Source organism: Variovorax sp. KBS0712, assembly GCF_006323185.2.
In the GTDB taxonomy this organism is placed as follows: Bacteria; Pseudomonadota; Gammaproteobacteria; order Burkholderiales; family Burkholderiaceae_C; genus Variovorax; species Variovorax boronicumulans.
In genome coordinates this window covers 1,383,128-1,402,441 of record NZ_VCCD02000001.1, presented here as the reverse complement: position 1 = coordinate 1,402,441, position 19,314 = coordinate 1,383,128, and the positions used below count along the sequence as shown (strand labels likewise).

At 69.6% G+C, this 19,314-nt stretch carries 16 protein-coding genes; 4 read left to right on the top strand and 12 right to left on the bottom strand.

Annotation, left to right across the window (positions count from 1 at the left end; genetic code table 11):
- Positions 1-7: 7 nt before the first annotated feature.
- From FFI97_RS33875 to smc, 4 genes are all read right to left on the bottom strand, one after another.
- Positions 8-430: a hypothetical protein gene (locus tag FFI97_RS33875; RefSeq protein WP_223301316.1), complete on the bottom strand. Its 423-nt coding sequence runs from the start codon at positions 428-430 to the stop codon at positions 8-10.
- Positions 431-549: 119 nt separating this feature from the next.
- Complete coding sequence (gene ligA / locus FFI97_RS06385; RefSeq protein WP_139701601.1) at positions 550-2,646, bottom strand: NAD-dependent DNA ligase LigA; 2,097 nt, start codon at positions 2,644-2,646, stop codon at positions 550-552.
- A 26-nt stretch (positions 2,647-2,672) separates the two neighbouring features.
- Complete coding sequence (locus FFI97_RS06380; protein ID WP_062471237.1) at positions 2,673-3,779, bottom strand: cell division protein ZipA C-terminal FtsZ-binding domain-containing protein; 1,107 nt, start codon at positions 3,777-3,779, stop codon at positions 2,673-2,675.
- A 13-nt stretch (positions 3,780-3,792) separates the two neighbouring features.
- The gene (gene smc, locus FFI97_RS06375; protein WP_139701602.1) at positions 3,793-7,308 is read right to left on the bottom strand and encodes a chromosome segregation protein SMC; all 3,516 of its coding nucleotides are present in this window, start codon (positions 7,306-7,308) and stop codon (positions 3,793-3,795) included.
- A 113-nt stretch (positions 7,309-7,421) separates the two neighbouring features.
- Between smc and FFI97_RS06370 the strand changes: the two genes are divergently transcribed.
- The 4 genes from FFI97_RS06370 to FFI97_RS06355 all read left to right on the top strand — a co-directional run bounded on the left by FFI97_RS06370 (position 7,422) and on the right by FFI97_RS06355 (position 10,631).
- On the top strand, positions 7,422-8,192 hold the full coding sequence (locus tag FFI97_RS06370) for a hypothetical protein (RefSeq protein ID WP_139701603.1): 771 nt from the start codon (positions 7,422-7,424) through the stop codon (positions 8,190-8,192).
- 55 nt (positions 8,193-8,247) lie between these two features.
- Positions 8,248-8,568 (top strand): helix-turn-helix domain-containing protein, encoded by a 321-nt coding sequence (locus FFI97_RS06365; protein WP_139701604.1) that lies wholly within the window; start codon positions 8,248-8,250, stop codon positions 8,566-8,568.
- Entirely contained in the window at positions 8,565-9,860 is a 1,296-nt protein-coding gene (locus tag FFI97_RS06360; protein WP_139701605.1) for a type II toxin-antitoxin system HipA family toxin, read from the top strand. The genes FFI97_RS06365 and FFI97_RS06360 overlap by 4 nt, the downstream gene beginning before the upstream one ends.
- Before the next feature lie 78 nt (positions 9,861-9,938).
- Positions 9,939-10,631: a mobilization protein gene (locus tag FFI97_RS06355; RefSeq protein WP_139701606.1), complete on the top strand. Its 693-nt coding sequence runs from the start codon at positions 9,939-9,941 to the stop codon at positions 10,629-10,631.
- 118 nt (positions 10,632-10,749) lie between these two features.
- Here the strand turns inward: FFI97_RS06355 and fabG are convergent, their stop codons facing one another.
- Genes fabG through FFI97_RS06315 form a run of 8 tightly spaced genes read right to left on the bottom strand, consistent with a single transcriptional unit; the run spans position 10,750 to position 19,300 of the window.
- Positions 10,750-11,481, bottom strand: coding sequence for a 3-oxoacyl-ACP reductase FabG (fabG, locus tag FFI97_RS06350; protein ID WP_062471225.1), 732 nt, complete (start codon positions 11,479-11,481; stop codon positions 10,750-10,752).
- Positions 11,478-11,951, bottom strand: coding sequence for a hydroxymyristoyl-ACP dehydratase (locus tag FFI97_RS06345; protein WP_139701607.1), 474 nt, complete (start codon positions 11,949-11,951; stop codon positions 11,478-11,480). The genes fabG and FFI97_RS06345 overlap by 4 nt, the downstream gene beginning before the upstream one ends.
- Positions 11,948-12,718: a class I SAM-dependent methyltransferase gene (locus tag FFI97_RS06340; protein ID WP_139701608.1), complete on the bottom strand. Its 771-nt coding sequence runs from the start codon at positions 12,716-12,718 to the stop codon at positions 11,948-11,950. Before FFI97_RS06340 ends, FFI97_RS06345 begins: the two co-directional genes overlap by 4 nt.
- Entirely contained in the window at positions 12,715-13,569 is an 855-nt protein-coding gene (locus FFI97_RS06335; protein WP_139701609.1) for a polysaccharide deacetylase family protein, read from the bottom strand. Before FFI97_RS06335 ends, FFI97_RS06340 begins: the two co-directional genes overlap by 4 nt.
- On the bottom strand, positions 13,569-15,974 hold the full coding sequence (locus tag FFI97_RS06330; protein WP_144004382.1) for an MMPL family transporter: 2,406 nt from the start codon (positions 15,972-15,974) through the stop codon (positions 13,569-13,571). Before FFI97_RS06330 ends, FFI97_RS06335 begins: the two co-directional genes overlap by 1 nt.
- On the bottom strand, positions 15,971-16,606 hold the full coding sequence (locus FFI97_RS06325) for a LolA-related protein (RefSeq protein ID WP_139701610.1): 636 nt from the start codon (positions 16,604-16,606) through the stop codon (positions 15,971-15,973). The genes FFI97_RS06330 and FFI97_RS06325 overlap by 4 nt, the downstream gene beginning before the upstream one ends.
- A complete protein-coding gene (locus FFI97_RS06320) occupies positions 16,578-17,588 on the bottom strand; it encodes an acyl-CoA synthetase (RefSeq protein ID WP_144004381.1) in 1,011 nt (336 codons plus the stop codon). The genes FFI97_RS06325 and FFI97_RS06320 overlap by 29 nt, the downstream gene beginning before the upstream one ends.
- Positions 17,585-19,300 carry an AMP-binding protein gene (locus FFI97_RS06315; RefSeq protein WP_260684918.1) on the bottom strand — a complete coding sequence of 572 codons (1,716 nt, stop codon included), beginning with the start codon at positions 19,298-19,300 and terminating at the stop codon, positions 17,585-17,587. Before FFI97_RS06315 ends, FFI97_RS06320 begins: the two co-directional genes overlap by 4 nt.
- Between the last annotated feature and the right edge of the window lie 14 nt (positions 19,301-19,314).

The window sequence follows — 19,314 nt, the reverse complement described above, 5'->3', positions numbered from 1 at the left end:
CGCTTGCTCAAGGCTTGTCGGCCAGCGCCGGCGCGTCACGCCACGGCACGCCCGGCGGTGGGCGCATCGCATTGCTCGGGTAGTTGGGCGACACACCCGGATGCGCAGGCGAGACAGCCGGTGGACGCTGCCAACCCGGCGGACGCCCGGCCGGATAGGTCGGCCGCACGGCTGGGTAGCTGGGACGCACCGCGGGATAACCGGGACGGCCATAGTAAGGACGGCGGTCGTAGTACGGGCGACGGTTGTCGTAATAACCGCCACCCTGGATGTAGACCGGCGCCGGCACCACCACGGGACCCGGATCGGAGTAGTACGGTTCGGAATAGCCGCCGGAGTAGTACGGATCGCCAGGGACGGCTACGCAGCCGCTCAGCAGCGCGATGCCGCCGAGTGCGAGGCTGGTAGCGAGAACACGAATTTTTTGCATGAGGGACTCCTTGTCGGCCTTCTGTGATCGTTCAACGCCCGCTTGTAGACCCTGTTGACTGCGCTGATGTGAAGTCGCGTAACGGCCGGTAAAGGCCCGGATCCCAGGCGCCGGGCGAATCAGGCGTCGGGCGCCGGCGGAACACCGCTGGCGAGGATCTCCAGCATACGCGCCTCGTCGATCACCGTGACGCCGAGGTCGCGCGCCTTGTCCAGCTTGCTGCCGGCCTCCTCCCCGGCCACGAGGTAGTGGGTCTTCTTGCTGACGGAGCCGGCCACCTTGGCGCCGGCTGCCTCCAATTTATCCTTCGCTTCGTCGCGGCCCAGCGTAGGAAGGGTGCCGGTGATCACGAAGGTCAGTCCCGCCAAAGGCTTGGGCGCGCGGGCTTCGGGCTCGAACTCGTCCCAGGTCAGGCCGCAGGCGCGCAGCTGCTCGACCACCTCGCGGTTGTGCGGCTGGTCGAAGAAGGTGCGCAGGCTCTGCGCCACCACCGGGCCGACGTCGTTCACTTCGAGCAGTTGCTCTTCGGTCGCGTCCATGATGGCGTCGAGCTTGCCGAAATGCTTGGCCAGGTCCTTGGCCGTGCTCTCGCCGACGTGGCGGATGCCCAGGCCGAACAGGAAGCGCGGCAGCGTCGTCTTCTTCGAGGCTTCGAGCGCATCGACGAGGTTCTTGGCCGACTTCTCCGCCATGCGGTCCAGGCCCGCCAGCGTGACGAAACCGAGCTTGTAGAGGTCGGGCAAGGTGCGGATCAGGTTGGCATCGACCAGCTGTTCGACCAGCTTGTCGCCCAGCCCGTCGACGTCGACCGCGCGACGTGCCGCGAAATGCAGGATGGCCTCCTTGCGCTGCGCCGCGCAGAACAGGCCGCCGGTGCAGCGGTAGTCGACCTCGCCCTCCTCCCGCACCGCCTCGGAATCGCACACAGGGCACTTGTGCGGCATGGTGAAGACCGCGCCGCGCTGGTCGTCGGGCTTGGCCAGGCTGTCGGGCGCCACGCCCACCACTTCGGGAATCACGTCGCCGGCACGCCGCACGATCACCGTATCGCCCACGCGCACGTCCTTGCGGCGGGCTTCGTCTTCGTTGTGCAGCGTGGCGTTGGTCACGGTCACGCCGCCCACGAACACTGGCGCCAACTTGGCCACCGGCGTGAGCTTGCCGGTGCGGCCCACCTGGATCTCGATGCCGACCACCTCGGTCAGCTGCTCCTGCGCCGGGTACTTGTGGGCCACGGCCCAGCGCGGTTCGCGCGAAACAAATCCCAGCTGGCGCTGCAACTCCAGGCTGTCGACCTTGTAGACCACGCCGTCGATGTCGTACGGCAGCGCATCGCGCTGGCGGCCGATGGTTTCATGGAACGCTATCAGTTCAATAGCGCCGGTCGCCCGCGCGGTCTGCGTGGCCACCGGAAAGCCCCAGGCATGGAACTGCTGCAGCCAGTCGAACTGGGTCGCGATGTCGGGGCCGCCGTCGCTCGCGGGCGAGACCTCGCCCAGGCCGTAGGCAAAGAAGCTCAGCGGGCGCTCTGCCGCGATCGCCGGGTCGTGCTGGCGCACCGCGCCGGCCGCCGCGTTGCGCGGGTTGACGAACACCTTCTCGTTCTTCTGCCCGGCGGCGATCTTCTGGCGCTGGCGCTCGTTGAGGGCGTCGAAATCGGCGCGCTTCATGTAGACCTCGCCACGCACCTCGACCACGGGCGGCGCCGCACCCTTGAGCTTGAGCGGGATCTCGCGCACGGTGCGGATGTTCTGCGTGACGTCCTCGCCCACCTCGCCGTCGCCGCGCGTGGCGGCCTGCACCAGCACGCCTTGCTCGTAGCGCAGGCTCATGGCCAGCCCGTCGAACTTGAGTTCGCAGACGTAGCTGATCTGCGGCGCGTCTTCGGCCAGGCCCAGTTCGCGGCGCACGCGCGCGTCGAAGGCGCTGGCGCCGGCGGGCGTGATGTCGGTCTCGGTGCGGATCGACAGCATCGGCACCCGGTGGCGCACCTTGGCCAGGCTGTCGAGCACGGTGCCGCCCACGCGCTGCGTCGGCGAATCGGGCGTGCGCAGTTCGGGAAACTCGGTCTCCAGCACCTGCAGGCGCTGGAACATCTTGTCGTACTCGGCGTCGGGCAGCTCGGGGGCGTCGAGCACGTAGTACAGATGGGCGTGGCGATGCAGCTGCTCGCTCAGTGCGGCGGCTTCGCGTGCCGCTTCGTCGCGCGTTGTCATGGGGGGTCCCTCGGGAAAAAGACGGATCAGCTGAAGAGGCGTCGCGCCAGTGGCGAGCCCGCGGCGAGGTCGCGTGCGTCGAGCGTGTCGTACAGCTGCTCGAGGTCGGTGCCGATCACGTCCATGGTTTCGTCGCGCAGCAACTGGCCGTCGCTGTCGGTCACCACGCCGTCCATCTCGCGGGCAAGCGTGGCAGCAGCTTCACGCATGCGGCGGAACGGCTCTTCGCCACGATCGACCTGCGGCACATCGAGGCTCAGGCTGAGCTCGCGAATGGCCGATTGCGCCGGATCGTCGGCCAGCGCGGCCTGGGTGTCGAACGAGAGCCCGAGGATCGGCGGCAGGCCGGCCTCGCTGGTCGGCAGCACCATGCGGCCCGGAATGATCCCGGCCACGAAGCCCAGCCGCGCGGCGTTCTGCTGCACGTAGCCCGGGCTCCAGGCGGCGTGCAGCGCGCGCAGCACGAAGCCCAGCTGTGCGTCGTGCGCGCTGGCGAACTGGTCGAGCTCGCGGGCGCGCGCCACTTCGTCGAGCATCTCGGGAAACTCGGGCGCGCCGTTCACGGCATCGGCAAAAGCCTGCGCCTTGACCACGAATTCGGAGTACTCGATCTCGTTGAGCGCCCCGGTGCGGTTGGCCAGCTGCACGCCGACCTGGAACGCGCGGTAGCGCTGTCCGGGCGCCGGCGGCTCCCATTGGCTGGTGAGGTCATTCAGGCCTTCAATGGCCACCGGCTTGCTGCCGGCGCGGCGCGTCGACGGCATGGACGCGAGCGCGGCATCGCCCGAGGCCAGGCCTTCGAGCGAAATGGGCGCGATCACGTCGATCAGCGGATCAAGCCCGCCACGGCGCTCGCCGGTGGGCACGGGCACGCCGCTGGGCGCGGGCAGGTCGGGATCGAACAGCGGCTCGTGGCGGTCGCTGCCGGCCACCTGGCTCGGGTCGGCATGGAGCATCGGCTCCACGCCGCCGTCGCTGCCGCCGGCCAGCGCGCGCTCGGCTTCGGCCAGGGCGACGTCGACCGCATCGGGCTGGCGCGGCGCGTTGCGGCGCGACATCAGGGTGTTGTAGGCCACGACGGCCGCGAGAACGAGGCCGCCGAGGATCGCCAGGGCGAGGGTGAGATTGCTCATGCGCGCGCCTGCCTTATGCCGCTTCGACCATCGAGACCGCCGACTCCATGTCGACCGCAACGATGCGCGACACGCCCTGCTCCTGCATGGTCACGCCGATCAGCTGTTCGGCCATTTCCATGGCGATCTTGTTGTGGCTGATGAAAAGGAACTGGGTTTCACGGCTCATGGCGGAGACGAGTTTGGCATAGCGTTCGGTGTTGGCGTCGTCCAGCGGCGCGTCCACTTCGTCCAGCAGGCAGAAAGGCGCCGGGTTCAGCTGGAAGATGGCGAACACGAGCGCAATGGCCGTGAGCGCCTTCTCGCCGCCCGAGAGCAGGTGGATGGTCTGGTTCTTCTTGCCGGGCGGCTGGGCCATGACCTGCACGCCGGAATCGAGGATTTCGTCGCCCGTCATCATCAGCTTGGCGTTGCCGCCGCCGAACAGCTCCGGGAACATGCGGCTGAAGTGCTCGTTGACGATCTTGAAGGTGCCGCCGAGCAGGTCGCGCGTTTCGGCGTCGATCTTGCGGATGGCATCTTCGAGCGTGCCGATGGCTTCGTTCAGGTCGGCCGACTGGGCGTCGAGGAAGATCTTGCGCTCGCTCGCAATCGCGAGTTCGTCGAGCGCGGCCAGGTTGACGGCGCCGAGCGCGACCACCTCGCGGTTCAGGCGGTCGATTTCGCTTTGCAGGCCGGTCAGGCGCACCTTCTCGGTCTCGATCGATTGCGCCACCGCTTCGAGATCGGCACCGGCGTCGTCCAGCAGCTGCTGGTACTGCTCGACGCCCAGGCGCGCGGCCTGCTCCTTGAGCTGGAACTCGGTGATGCGCTGGCGCAGCGGATCGAGTTCACGCTCCAGCTGCAGCCGGCGCTCGTCGCTGGCGCGCAGCTTGAGCGTGAGGTCGTCGTACTGGCTGCGGGCCGCACCCAAGGCAGTCTCGCGCTCCAGCTTGAGCGACAGCGCGTCCTGCAGGCCGGCTTGCGCGGCGGCATCCGACAGGCGGCTCAGCTCGGCGCGGGCGCGCTCGTCTTCGTCCGTCAGCGCGACGGTCTGCTGCGAGGCGGTTTCGATGCTGCGGTTCAGTTCGCCGCGGCGCGCTTCGAGCGTGCGCTGCGAGAAGGTGGCCTCCTGCGCCTGTCGCTCGAGGCTGCGGTGCTGTTCGCGGCTGGCCGTGAGCGCGCGACCGGCTTCGATCACGCGCTCGTCGAGCTGCGCATGGCGCTCCTGGCTGTCGGCCAGCTGCATGTCGAGCTCTTCGAAGCGGCCTTCGGCGGCGATGCGCTTTTCTTGCAGTTCCTCGAGCTGGGCATCGACCTCGCCGAGGTCGGCGGCCAGCTGCTGGCTGCGCGCGCGGGTCTGTTCGGCGAGCTGCGTCATGCGCAGCGTCTCGACCTGCAGTTCATGGGCGCGCGACTGCGTTTCGGCGGCTTCGCGGCGGGCCGTGACCAAGCGTTGTGCGGCGTCGCCGTAGGCCGCTTCGGCGCGGACCAGCGCGGTGCGCGCCTCTTCGTTGATGAGCGTCTGGGCCTTGAGCTGGCGCTCGAGGTTTTCCATTTCCTGCTGGCGGGCCAGGAGGCCGGCCTGCTCGGAATCGGGCGCGTAGAAGTTCACGCTGTGCGACGACACGGCATGGCCGCTGCGCACGTAGATCACCTCGCCGGGCTGCAGCGTGGCGCGCTGGGCCAGCGCCTCTTCGAAAGTCTCGGCCGTGAAGCAGCCGTGCAGCCAGTCGTTCAGCAGCGCTTGCTGGCCGGCGTCGTTCAGGCGCAGCAGGCTCGACAGCTTGGGCAGCGCGCCCGCGCCCTGCGGCACGCCAGCGACGGGCGGGCTGTAGAAGGCGAGCTTGGCGGGCGGCGCGTCGTTGCCGAAAGCACGCACCATGTCGAGCCGGCTGACTTCGAGCGCGCCCAGGCGTTCGCGCAGTGCGGATTCGAGCGCGTTCTCCCAACCCTGTTCGATGTGGATGCGGCTCCACAGGCCCTGCAGGCCGTCGAGGCCGTGCTTGGCGAGCCAGGGGGCGAGCTTGCCGTCGGTCTTGACCTTCTCCTGCAGCGCACGCAGCGCTTCGAGGCGGGCCGAGAACTCGGCATGGCGGGCGCCCTCGGTGTTGACGGCCTGCTGCTTGGCGCGTCGGTCTTCGTCGAGCTGCGGAACGGCTTCCTGCAGTTCCTGCAGGCGGGCGTCGGATTCGCTGGCAGTTTCCTGCGCCGCGGCCAGTTGCTCCTGCATCTCGGTCAGCCGGTCTTCGTCGGGCGCGGCGAGCGCGTTCTGGTCGGCGCGCAGGCGTTCGCTGCGCAGCGTGAGCTGGCGGCTCTGGTCTTCGATGTTGCGCTGGTCGGCAGCCAGCACCTGGATCTGCTGCTGCACCTGCGACACCGTCGCGCGCTGCGTGTTGGCTTCGTTCTGCGCACGCTGCACGGCCTCTTCGAGGTCAGGCAGGCGCGCGTCGTGCTCTTCGAGCTGGGCGGCCAGCAGGATGGCCTGCTCTTCGGCATCGACGCCGGCACCGGCCAGCGTCTCGATCTCGGCCTCGGCCTCTTCGCGGCGACGGCCCCACTGGCCCATCTGTTCGCGCAGCTGCACGAGGCGTTGCTCGACGCGCTGGCGGCCTTCGACCACGAAGCGGATCTCGCCTTCGAGCCGGCCGACTTCGGCGCTGGCTTCGTACAACTTGCCCTGCGCCTGGTTCACCAGGTCGCCGGCGCCGTAGTGGGCCTGGCGCACGGTTTCGAGTTCGGACTCGATGCGGCGCAGGTCGGCGGTGCGCGATTCGAGGTCGTTGATGGCCTTTTCCGAATCGGCCTTGATCTTGGCCTGGTCGGCGTCGCTTTCGCCGCGCTTAAGGAACCACAGCTGATGCTGCTTCTTCGTGGCGTCGCCCTGCAGCGCGTTGTAGCGCGCCGCCACCTCGGCCTGCTTCTCGAGCTTCTCGAGGTTGGCGTTGAGTTCGCGCAGGATGTCTTCGACGCGCGTGAGGTTCTCGCGCGTGTCGCCCAGGCGGTTCTCGGTTTCGCGGCGGCGCTCCTTGTACTTGGAGACACCGGCGGCTTCTTCGAGGAACAGGCGCAGCTCCTCGGGCTTGGATTCGATGATCCGGCTGATCGTGCCCTGGCCGATGATGGCGTAGGCGCGCGGGCCCAGGCCGGTGCCCAGGAACACGTCCTGCACGTCGCGGCGACGCACCGGCTGGTTGTTGATGTAGTAGCTGCTGGTGCCGTCGCGCGTGAGCACGCGGCGCACGGCGATTTCGGTGAACTGGTTCCACTGGCCGCCGGCGCGATGGTCGGCGTTGTCGAACACCAGTTCGACGCTCGAACGGCTGGCCTGCTTGCGGGTGGTCGTGCCGTTGAAGATCACGTCCTGCATCGACTCGCCGCGCAGTTCCGACGCACGCGACTCGCCGAGCACCCAGCGCACGGCATCCATGATGTTCGACTTGCCGCAGCCGTTCGGCCCCACCACCCCGACCAGTTGGCCCGGCAGCAGGAAGTTGGTGGGTTCGGCGAACGACTTGAAGCCCGAGAGCTTGATGGAGTTAAGACGCACGACTTGTCGCCCTGCCTTGGCGTAGCGCCAAGGTATTGATTTGTAAGGAAAATTGCACGGGCCCGCAGCTTGAAGCGAGCCGCCGCCCCAGCCGTGGATGATAACGTCAGGGCATGAGCGATTCCCTGGCTTCTCCCCTCGCGGCGCGACGCACCTGCCTGCTGGCAGGCACGGCGGCCGCCCTGCTCGCGCCGCTGGCGCTGACGGGCTGTTCCTCCTTCCGTTCCACCGAGCGTGCCGAGCCTTACGGCAACCAGGAATGGCTGCAATCGGGCACCAACCGCATCGCCAACCTGTCGCTGCGCGACAACCTGCAGTCGGTGCGCCGCGTGCAGACCACCTTGTACCGACGCAACCCGCGTGAATGGCGCAAGTCGGCCGCCAGCATGGAGGAAGCCACGCAGCGCACCTGGGATGCGGTCCTGCAGGGCACGCCGTTGCCCGAGTTGCGCGGCGCCACCGGCATCGACGCCATCCGCCTGGCCTTCGAGACCGGTCCGCAGGCCTACCAGGGCGACCGCGTGGCGGCGCTGGTCGTCGGGTGGGCCTCGATGCTCAAGCAGGCCAACGGCAACACCTGGGACCAGACCATGATCGACGGGGTCGACGCCGAGAACAGCTACCGCACGGCGCGCAACTTCGAGATTTCGCTCTGGCTCATTTCCTCCAAGACCGGCCCCGACGGCCAGCCGCTGCTGCTGGCCACCGAAATCAGCGATCGCGGGCGCAACCTCGTGGCCGACCGCGAACTGTCGAAGGTGGTGGCACGGCTCGACCTGCTGGCCGCGCAGGCCGACGAGAAATACCGCCGGGCGGCCCTCGACTTCGGCCAGAACTGGGTGATGGGCGTGGTCATGCCGCTCTTCACGCTGATACCCAAGTAGGCTCTTCGCATCGGAAGTATGTTTCCCAAATAGGCATTTGCGGTAATATCTTTCCGTGGACAAGCAGGAACTCATCACCGCCCTCACGGCGCGTCGCGGGGCCGCCGGCCTCACGAACGCCGAGATCGCCTTGCGTTCGGGGCTCACCGAACGCTCGGTGCGCAATGCCCTGAGCCTGAAGGGCAACCCGCAGCTGTCGTCACTGCTCGCGCTGGTCGATGCGCTGGGGCTCGAACTGCAACTTGCGCCCAAGGGCTTCGGCGAAGGCACGGCCGTCGATCCCGGCTACCGCCCGGTCGCCACGCGCGTCGGCCGGGCGCTGGCCGAAGCGCCTGCCGCGCCGCCCTACGTGCGGGGCCGTCGCTCACCGCCATGAACGTCAAGATCCTCGAGATTTCACTCGGCGCGCACCGCCTCGGCAAGCTGTTCCAGTACGCCGATCTGTGCCGTTTCGTGGCGGAGCCCGAGCTGATCGCCAACCCGCTGCCCGGCGTGCTTTCGCTGTCGATGGTCGCGAGCGACCCGGCCGCCCAGGCCGCGTTGTGGAGCGACGTGAAGAACCCGCTGTTCAACGCCCAAGGCGGCCAGTTGCCCGGTTTCTTCCAGAACCTGCTGCCCGAGGGTGTGCTGCGCAGCCACATCGCGCAGCTGCGCGGGTGCCGCGAGAACGATCACTTCGAATTGCTGGCGGCCTGCGGCGGCGACCTGCCCGGCGCCGTGGCCGCGCGCCCGGTGTCGGTGGACCGCGGCACGCTGCAGCGGCTCATCACGCAGGACCAGGACGCACTCGAGATGTCGGTGGTCGAGCTGCCGATGCCGCAGGGCATCTCGGTCTCGGGCGTGCAGCCCAAGCTGGGCCTGCGCCGCCAGGGCGGACGCTACGTGGCGCGCGTGCGCGCCGGTGCCAGCACGCGGGTGATCGCCAAGCTGCCGGTGGCCGGCCGGCCGCACATGCCGCAACTCGAGATGCTTTCGCTGCAGATGGCCGGGGTGGCGGGTGTCGAGGTGTGTCACGCCGAAATCGCACCGCTGTCGGCCATTGCGGCGGAGCACAGCTATGCGCTGCCGGACGAGCCCGAGTTCCTGGCCGTCACGCGCTTCGACCGCGATGGCGCGCGCCGCATCCACTTCGAAGACTTCGCCCAGGTGCTGGCGGTCGACCCGATGCACAAGTACAGCGGGAGCTACCTCGACATGGCGCTGGCGATGCGCGCCTTTCCGTCGCTGGGCGAGGATGCCGTGCTCGAACTGGTGCGCCGGCTCGTGGTCAACGACCTGCTGGGCAACCCGGATGCCCACCTGAAGAACTTCGGTGTGCTGTATCCCGATGGCATTGCGCCGCAATTGGCGCCGGCCTACGACATCGTGGCCTACGCGGCGCTGCAGGGTGTCGAGGGCCATGCGCTCCCGCTGTTGCCGGCCGCGGTGGGTGCCACCGCCCGGCGCACCGCGATGTTCACGCCCGCCAACGTGCGCGCCTTCTGCTTCTCGGCCGGCTTGCACGAGCCGCGCATGCGGCGCGTGGTGGCCGACACGGCCCGCCTCGCACGCGACCAGTGGCCCGCGATGATCGACACGTCCGTGCTGCCCGCTCCGTGGAAGAAACGGCTGCATCAGCGTCTGCAGGCACATCCCTTGCTGCAGGGCATGAGCAAGCGGGGTCGCTAGCCACAGTGGTGCGACAGGCGAACCCTAGAATGAATCCGCCCTCCTCCCCCCTCAACCCATTCGAGGCAGCAACCACTCATGAGCTCCATCAATTTCATCGGCGGCGAAAAAGGCGGTGTCGGCAAATCGGTCACGGCACGCGTGCTGGCCCAGTACTTCATCGATCGCAGCCGCCCCTTCACCGGCTTCGACACCGACCGTTCGCACAGTTCCTTCACGCGCTTCTACGAGGGCTTTGCCTCGCCCGTGGTGGTCGACAGTTTCGAAGGCCTGGATACGGTGGTGAACGGCTTCGAGACCAACCCGAAGCAGAGCGTGATCGTTGACCTCGCGGCGCAGACGCTGGCGCCGCTGTCGCGCTGGATCAAGGAATCGGACCTGTTCGACGTGTTCGAGGAGATCGACGTCACGGTCAACTTCTGGCACGTGCTGGACGACGGCAAGGACTCCACCGACCTGCTCGGCACGCTGATCGACACCTTCGGCAACCGGCCCAACTACATCGTGGTGCAGAACTACGGGCGCGGCAGCGACTTCGGGATGCTGCTGGCTTCGCAATCGCTGTCGAAGGCAAATTCGAATGGCGCACGCGTGATTGCATTGCCGCGTTTGCATGAGGCCAGCATGCGCAAGATCGATGCGCAGAACACGAGTTTCTGGAAGGCGGTGAACGACCGCGAAGGGCCGCATGCGCTTGGGCTTCTGGAACGGCAGCGCGTGAAGTCTTGGCTGGCTACGGCTTACGCTGCGTTTGATACGCTGCCTCTTTAGGCCTTTTGGGAGCGCCCGACAGGCGGCACGGCGTGGTCGGCCCCACTGTGCCGCCTGCCGGGCTTCGGGGTGAAGTGAATGCCGCGCCCTTCGCAGGGAAGAACGAACTGGCAGGGTCTCAGATCATCCCGCCGTTGATCGAGATCACCTGCCCCGTGATGTACGCGGCTTCATCGCCTGCCAGGAACGCCGCCAGCGCCGCCACTTCCTGCGGCGTTCCGGCGCGCTTCACGGGCACCATCTGGTTGATGAGCGCGGGGTCGAACACCGCATCGGCCATCGGCGACGCGATGATTCCCGGCGCGATCGCGTTCACGGTCACGCCGCGCGACGCCACTTCGAGCGACAGCGCCTTGGTCGCGCTGTTCAGCGCGCCCTTGGCCGCGGCGTAGTTCACCTGCCCCTTGTTCCCCGCGATGGCAGCGACGGACGAGATGTTCAGCACGCGCCCCCAGCGGGTGCGCATCATCGGCAGCAGCAGCGGCTGGGTCACGCGGAAGAAACCGTTCAGCGACACGTCGATCACCTTGTGCCATTGCTCGGCGCGCATGCCGGGCAGCACGGCGTCGTCGTGCACGCCCGCGTTGTTGACGAGGATCTGCACCGCGCCGCCTTCGAGGATGCGTGCGCAGCCGGCCGCGCAGGCCTCGTCGCTGCGCAGGTCGAACACATGGCATTCCGCCTTGCCGCCGGCGGCGGTGATCGACGCGGCCAGTTGCTCGATGGCCTCGGGCCGCGAGTTCGCATGCAGCAACACGGTCGCGCCGTCGCGTGCAAAACGCTCCGCCATGGCCGCGCCGAGCGCGCCGCTGGCGCCGGTGATCAGTGTGCGTTTTCCTTCGAAACTCATGACGGTGTGCTTCCCATGTCCGCCAGCGGCGTGTTCAAGACCACCACGGCCCGGCCTTCGGCCAGCAGGCGGCCGTCGTCGGCCGCCACCGTGAACTCATACAAGACCTGCCGGTCGTCGCCGGACAAGCGCTTCGCGCGCACCTGTAACGCCCCGGCGATGTCGTCCAGCCGCGCCGCCGCCAACTTCACGTTGCGCGCACTGGCCAGGAAGCCGGCCGACGGCGTGCTGCCCTCGGCGGCCAGCAGGCCGCCGTGCAGCGCCATGGCCTGCGCCGCGTATTCGATGGCGTTCGGCGCGAGCAGGCCGCTTTCGGTGCGCAGCGGGTTGTCCGCGTGGCTGTGCGTCGTGGTGCTGCAATGGATCGATTCGGCGTCCCAGCCTTCGAGGCGCTCCAGCAGGCACATGCTGCCGCTGTGCGGAATGCGCGCGGCGATGCCCGCACGGTCGAGCGTCTGCGGTGCCGTCAAACGACAGTCTCCAGGTCGGCCACCAGCAGCACGTTGGCGAAGGGCGTGCCTTCGCTCATCGGAATGCTCTGCACGCGGAACCCCAGGCGCTGCAGCAGCGCAGTCCATTCAGTCAGTGGCCGGCCCCAGGTCGGCGAGACCTTGTGGCCGCGAATACGCGTCACGGTGCGATCGACCCACTGGCTGATCGCGAAGCCGCGCGTGCTCGACGCGTCGCCCACGCGCAACAGCAGCCGCGCCTTCGGGTTGCCGCCGCGACGGAGCGCGTCGCGCACGCGGGTCAGCACGCCCTCCTGCGCCGCGAGGTCCACGTAATGCAGCACGTCGAGGATCACGACCAGGTCGCAATCGGGCAAGGCGGCCGAGCACATGTCGGCGCACACCAGGCGCGGCGTTGGCTTCAGGTGGCCGACCGATGCCTCGGCGCGCGCCACGTCCTTCGGCATCAGCTCGATGCCCGTGTAGTCCGCGGCGGCGGGCGTGGCGGCCCATGAGGCCGGCCAGCGTCCTTGCTGCTGCATCGCACTCATCGACGCCAGCAGGCTCACGAAGAGGCCCTGTCCGCAGCCGATGTCGACCACGCGCCGGTGCTGCGCGTCGATCAGCCCGCGTTCGAGCAGGCCGCGGAACACCGGGTCGCGCCCGAGCTTGCCGCGCGCGAACTGCCAGGCGAAGGTGCCGCCCTTCTTGTAAGGGACGGTCGCGGCTTCGTGCAGCTCGCGCCAGGCTTGGTCGGTGGTCATCGTCGATGGCATCACGGCGCTCATGCGGTCTTCAATCCTTCAGGCAGGGTCACGGCGCGCAATCCATCGGTGCGCAGGCGTTGGAGCAACAAGGGCAGGACTTCCAGCAAGACGGGTTGCCCCGCCGCGGTGCGCGCGGCATTGCCGTCGTGCAGCAGCAGGATGTCGCGCGCCTGCAGGTGGCGGGCGAGGCGCGCCATCACCTTGGCGGCGTCGCCTTCGCGGGTGTCGAAACCGCGCCGCGTCCAGCTCACGAGCGAGAGGCCGAGGCGGTGCAGCACGGGTTCGAGGAAAGGGTTGCGCAGGCCGGCGGGCGCACGGAAACAGGTCGGGCGCTGGCCGGTCACGTCGGTCAGGATGTCCTGCGCGCGCGCGATCTCCGCCGCGAAGCCGCGCGGGCCGAGGAAAGAGAAGTTGTGGCGATGCCGCGCCGTGTGGTTCTGGATGCTGTGGCCGCGCGCGACGATCTCGCGCGCCAGTGCGGGATGCGCCAGCACGCGCTCGGCGATGCAGAAGAAGGTGGCGCGCTGGCCGTGGGCGTCCAGCAGGTCGAGCACGCGGGGCGTGACCTCGGGCTCGGGCCCGTCGTCGATGGTGATCGCCACCTCGCGACGCGCAGCGGCGGCTTCGGGCAGGCGCGTGACGTTCGGGCCGAGCAGGTTGCTGCGCGGCGTGAGGCCCGCACCGGTGATCAGCGCATGGTTCAGCACCACCGCGCCGAGCGCCCAAGGCCATGCGCCGGGCACCAGTACCCCAGCGCCCAACGCGGCCACATGCACGGCCGCGCTGGCGCGCATGGCGGGTGGCCAGGGCCAGGATTCGGTAGCGGCGACAGGGGCGGAAGGCGACGACATGGTGGGCCCTGATTTTCCCATCAGCGCGGACGCTGTGGGCTCGGGCCCTTCCCGGGCGCCACGTTGCGCGCGAACGCGGCCGACAGCAGCAGCGCCAGCAAGGCACCCGGCGCGACCACGCGGCCGATGGACGACAGCGCCGGGATGTCCGAGATCGCGATCAGCCCGAACGACACCACCGTCGTGAGGTTGGCCAGCATCAGCGAGGCCAGCGTGTCTTCGTCGGCGCGCCCGGTCGTGCGCAGCTGGTCGAAGAAGAGCGCGTAGTTCGATCCCACGGCGACGATCAGCAACAGCCCCACGAGGTGCAGGATGCCGAGCGCCGCCTGCGCCAGCGCCATGCCGCCCAACGTGAGCACCACCGCGAACAGCAGCGGCTGGCACACGGCCAGCAGACGGCGCCAAGAGCGCAGGTACACGCCCAGCAGCACCACCACCGCCAGCGCGCCCAGCAGCACCTGCACGAAGGCCTCGTGCAGGTAGCGCTGGTAGAGGCCGCCGAGTTCGCGCCCGACGTCCACCACCTGCACCTCGGGCAGCCCGGCCAGCACCTCCTCGAGGCGCGCCTGTTCGAAGCCGGGGCCGGGATGCAGCACGACCAGCGTGGACCAGCCACCGCCCGGTCGCTCGTACATCAGCGTGTTCACCACTGAGCCCAGCGGGCCGCCCATGAGGTCGACGCGCTGCACCGGCGCCTGCTTGCGCGCGGCCTCCACGTCGGCCACGAAGGGACCGAGGCGCGAGGCCGGCAGCGGCAGGCCCTTGGTCGCCTCGGCCAGGTTGGCACGCAGCGTGTCGGCGTCGGGCAGGCTGGCCCGGCGCGCCGTTTGCGCGGCCACGCTGGGCAGCACGCGGGTCACGGCTTCGTAGCCGCTGAGCTCGCCCTTGTCGACCAACGCATCGAGGCGCGCGGCCGCGGCCTCGGTGTGACGCAGTGCGGCCTGTTCGTCGTCGCCGAAGGCCACCACGAGCACGCCGCCGTCGCTGGCGCCGATGTCCTTGCGCAGCATCTCGTCGAGCTGCTGGGCCGAGCGCGGCACGGGGCTCATCGCGCTCAGGTCGGCGCGCCACAGGTGGCCGCCCTGCCACAGCACCAGCGCAAGTGCCGCCACGCCGAGCGCCGCCAGCGGCCAGCGCAGGCGCGGCAGGCCGCGCACCAGCAGGCCGGCCAGGCGCGCCATGTGCCGGCGCATGCCCATGCCGGTCGCGCCATCGGGTGCCAGCACGGGCAGCACGTAGCGCGTGGCGAGCGCGGCCGACACCAGCCCGGCGATCGAGAACACGCCCAGTTGCGCCAGCCCCGGAAAGCCCGAGAACACCAGCGCCGCAAAGCCGCACACGGAGGTCAGCAGGCCCAGCCGCACGGTGGGCCAATGCACCTCGCGCCAGCGCTGCCAGCCGGTGCCGGCCACGGCCGCGCCGCGTGCCTGAATCAGGTAGTAGATGGCGTAGTCGACCGTCTCGCCGATCAGCGTGCTGCCGAAGCCCAGCGTGAGCCCGTGCACCGAGCCGAACACCAGGCTGACCGACGCGGTGCCCACCACCACGCCCGTGGCCACCGGCAGGAAGGCGATGACCAGCGCGCGCGGCGAGGCGAAGGCCAGCAGCAGCAGCACGCTCATCACGATGCCGCCCACCACCGCAAGGTGGATGGCTTCGGTCTTGATCTTTTCGCGGCTCATCACCGAGAACACGGGCGGCCCGCTCAGCAGCAGCTTCGGCGCGGCCTCGCCCATGCCGCGCGCGGCGGCTTCGTAGGCGGCCTGCACGCGGGCGATGGCGACGGCCTGCGCGTCGAGGTCGCCGCCAGCTGCGCGCGTGGTGGCGATCATGAGCGCACGCGGCGCCTCGCGCGACATCCAGACGCCGGCCTCGCTGCGCGGTGCGCTGGCCGGCACCAGCTCCATCGCGATGCGTTGGGTCTCGCCCGTCGGATCACTGTCGAGCAAGGGCTTGATCGCATTCCCGGCCGGCGTGCCGAGCATCGACAGCGTGTCGACGATGGCCTCGCGCAGCCCTTCGGCGGTGAACTGCCCCGGCATCACGCCGGACGACAGCTGGTAGCGGTGCTGGAACACCCAGGTGCCGGCCTCGCTCCAGTCGCTCACGTCGCCGTTCTGCACCAGGTCGAAGAGCTTGCTGTCGCGCATCGCCTTGCCGACGGCGCGCGAGACTTCAGCACGCTGTTCGACGCTGCCGCCCTCGAAGCCCAGCATCAGCGTGCGCGAGGCGACGCCGCTTTGCAGCTGCTCGATCAGCACGCGCTGGCGCAGGTCAGGGCTCTTGGGAAGAAAGGCCGACAGGTCGGCGCCGATCTGGGTGCGCGCGATGATGACCGCGCCCAAGGCCACGACCAAGAGCCACGCCAGCAGAACGACGATGCGGCGCGACCACCCCGGCGGGCCGCCCGCCTGCGCCAGGCTCACGGTGTCGCGCGCCCGGGGGCGCCGGCCGGCAGCGCCGACGGCGGCGCGTTGGGCGAGATGTGCATGACCGAGCGGTCACCGCCCACGAACTCCATCTCCAGCCCCAGCACTTCACTGTTGCGGCCGGTGATGCGCATGCTGCGCACCTGCGCGGCCAGCCGGCTGTCGTTGGGCGTGAGGTCGAGCGTCCACTTGCCGGCGGCGCCGGTCACAGTGCTCTTGAAGTAGCGCTGCAGCGTGGCGCCGTCGCCACTCAGCGTGCCGCGCATGGCTTCGACCAGGCCCAGCAGCTCGGGCATGCTGTCCAGCGCCAGCGTGCGGTTGCGGTTGCCGCGCGACAGGGTCAGCGTGTTGCCGTCGACGGACATGGTCTCGATGCGCGGCGACAGCGTGCGGCGCACCAGCTTGTCGGGCGCCTCGAAGCTCAGCGTGCCGCTCGCGTCGAGCGGGCCTTCGAGGCCGTGCACGAAGCGCTGCTCGGTGAAGCGTGCCTCGCCGCTCTTCTGCCGGGCCAGCAGGCCCATCAGTTCGGGCAGGTCGAACGCCGCCCAGGCCGGCGCGGCACAGAAAGCCACCGCCAGCACCACCACCCTGCAAAGCCGATCAAGCCGCATCTTCGAGCCAGAAATCATGAAAGTTGAACCAGTTGTACGGGTAGGCGCGGCACAGCGCCTCCAGGCGGGCCACATAGGCTTCGACCGCGCTTCGGATGCGGCGTTCACGCTCCGCGGCGTCGACGAACGGCGTGCCGAAGTCGGCCAGCGGGTCGAACCGGACATCGTAGCGGGCACCGCCGCCGTACATGCCGGCCATGAAGAACACCTTGCGACGCAGCAGCGCCGCCAGCCGGAACGGGCCGTCGTTGAAGACGGCCGGCTGGCCCAGGAAAGGCAGCACGATGTTGTTGCCGCGCTGGTTTGCCGGCTGCTCCTCGCTGCCCGGCAAGGTGCGGTCGGCCAGCATGCCGCCAAGGCCACCGCCGTCGAGCCAGTCGCGCAGCGCGAGCATGGAATGCGGCCGGCCCAGCGCGATCACGTGGGGCCGCATCTCGGGCAGCGCGATGGCGTTCAGGATGGCGGTGATGCGCTGCGCGTTGTCCGGGTACATCAGCATCGCCAGCCGCATCCGGTTCTGGTGCTTTTGCTGCTTGCAGGCGCCGAGCACCTCGAAGCTGCCGATGTGGGCGCCGAGCAGGAAAGCGCCCCGCCCTTCGGCCGCCTCGGCCTCGATCGGGGCGTTGCCTTCGATCTTCAGCTTGAACAGGTCCATGCGCCCGCGCAGGAAATACACGCGGTCGAGCACGGTCGAGGAAAACGCGTGCAGCAGGCGGTAGCCGTCGACCCAGCCCGCGCGCGGGCCGATGGCCCGGAACAGGTAGCGCTTGATGTAGCGGCGCGGCGCCGGCGCGAACAGCAGGAAGTACAGGCTGATCGGCGGCAGCAGCAGCCGCGTGACGTGCCGCCCGCACACCAGCGCCATCAGGCAGATGAAGCGCAGCGCCAGCATGTTGCTGCGCTCGGGCGCGCGCGCCCAGTCGCCCTGCTGGGCCGCCGGGCGGGCTGTCTGCCGCGCCGCTTCGTCCACGGCGCGCGTTTCGGCGTCGGTGTGCTTCATCCCGCCGACTCTGGCACAGCCGTCCAGCGGCCGGTGACAGCCGCCACGCCGTCACAGCGCACGTCGAAACGCACGCCGCGGCCGGTTCCGGCCTCGGGATGCAGCTCGATGGACAGCGTGCTGCCAGGCCGCACGGGCGCCAGGAACTTGGCGGCCGCGAGCGTCGGACTCGCGCCGAGCCGTGCCGACAGCGCCGGCACGCGCCGCACGACCTCCATGACCTCGGCCAGCAGCAATGCGCCGGGCACCAGCGGCTGGCCGGGGAAATGGCCGGCAAAGGCCGGATGGTCGACCGGCACCGTGTGCGCCATCTGCACCGGCGTCTGGTCGTCGGCGAGCTGCGCCAGCGCAAATTCGCGCAGCGCCCGCACCGTGAGCTTGCCCGTGCCTTCGCGCGGGAAGGCCTTGACCTGCACCACGCGGCGCGGCACGAACACAGGCTCCAGGCGTTGCCGCAGTGCAGCAATGATGTCCGCCGCCGACAGCGTGGGCGCGACCACGAACGCCACCGGCCGCACCACGCCGTCGGCCACCTCGTCGGGCAGCCAGAAGGCGCCGTCCTCGACACCCGCGATGCTGTTGAGGTGGTAGTTCAGGTGCGCGAGCGAACTGCGCCGGCCGGCGACGTGGATCAGGTCGTTGGCACGGCCGAACAGGCGAAAACGCCGTACATCGAGCAGTTCGAGCACGTCGGCCATGGGCGTCGGCTCGGGAATGAAGTCGCCGCTGAAGATGAAGCGCTCGGGGCCGTCGCCCTCCCCCGGCTGCGCATGCACGCGGATCTCGCCGAAGGTTTCCCAGATCTCGCTCTCGGTCGTGCGACGCGTGGCCACCTGGCCCGATTCGGTGCTGCCGTAGATTTCGAGCAGCACACCGCCCAGCGCCTGCTCGGCCTGCGCGGCCAGCTGCGGCGACAGCGGCGCGGTGGCCGACAGGATCAGGTCGACCGGCGGCAGTTCGATGCCCGACAGCAGCAGCGTCTTCAGGTGGAACGGCGTGGTCACCAGCGCGCGCGGACGCGGCACCGAAGCCAGCGCCTTCGCCACGTCGGCCGGAAAGAACGGCCGCCCGGTTTCAAACGCGGCGCCGCCGAGCATCGCGAGCAGCACCGACGACTCCAGGCCGTAGCTGTGCTGCACCGGCACGGTCGCCACCAGCGTGAGCCCTTCGAGCGTGGGCCGCTGCAGCACGCGGCACAGCCGCTCGACCGCCACTTCGACATCGCCGACCAGCGTGCGCCAGGCCTTGGCATGCGGTTGCGGCACGCCGGTGGAGCCCGACGTGAGCAGGCTGGCCGCATGCCGGCCGCCGTCGATGGCGGGCACCGGCGCATCGCCGGCCGGGCCGGGAACGGCCTCGACCTGCAGGCGCCGCATGCCGGGCGTGCCCAGCTTCGTGTCGTCAGTCAACGCGAACAGGTGCGGTCCGCCGGTTTCGGTCAGGCGCGCCAGCGTGTCCGGCCGTGCATCGGGCGGCAGCAGGCTGGCGTGGCCGCGCACCAGCGCGGCGCCCAGGCTCACGGCGAAGGCGTAGCGGTCGAGGCACAGATTGACGGCAGGCCCTTCGGCGGGCAGTGCGGGCGCCAGGCGTGCGACGTCGGCCAGGAACTGCCGCGTGCTGACCGGCTGGCCGGCGCGCCAGGCCAGGGGCGCGTCGGGGTTGCGGTCCGCGAGCAGCGGCAGGAAGGAAGAAGAAGCGGTGTCGGGGGTCACGCGGGCTGCGCCTG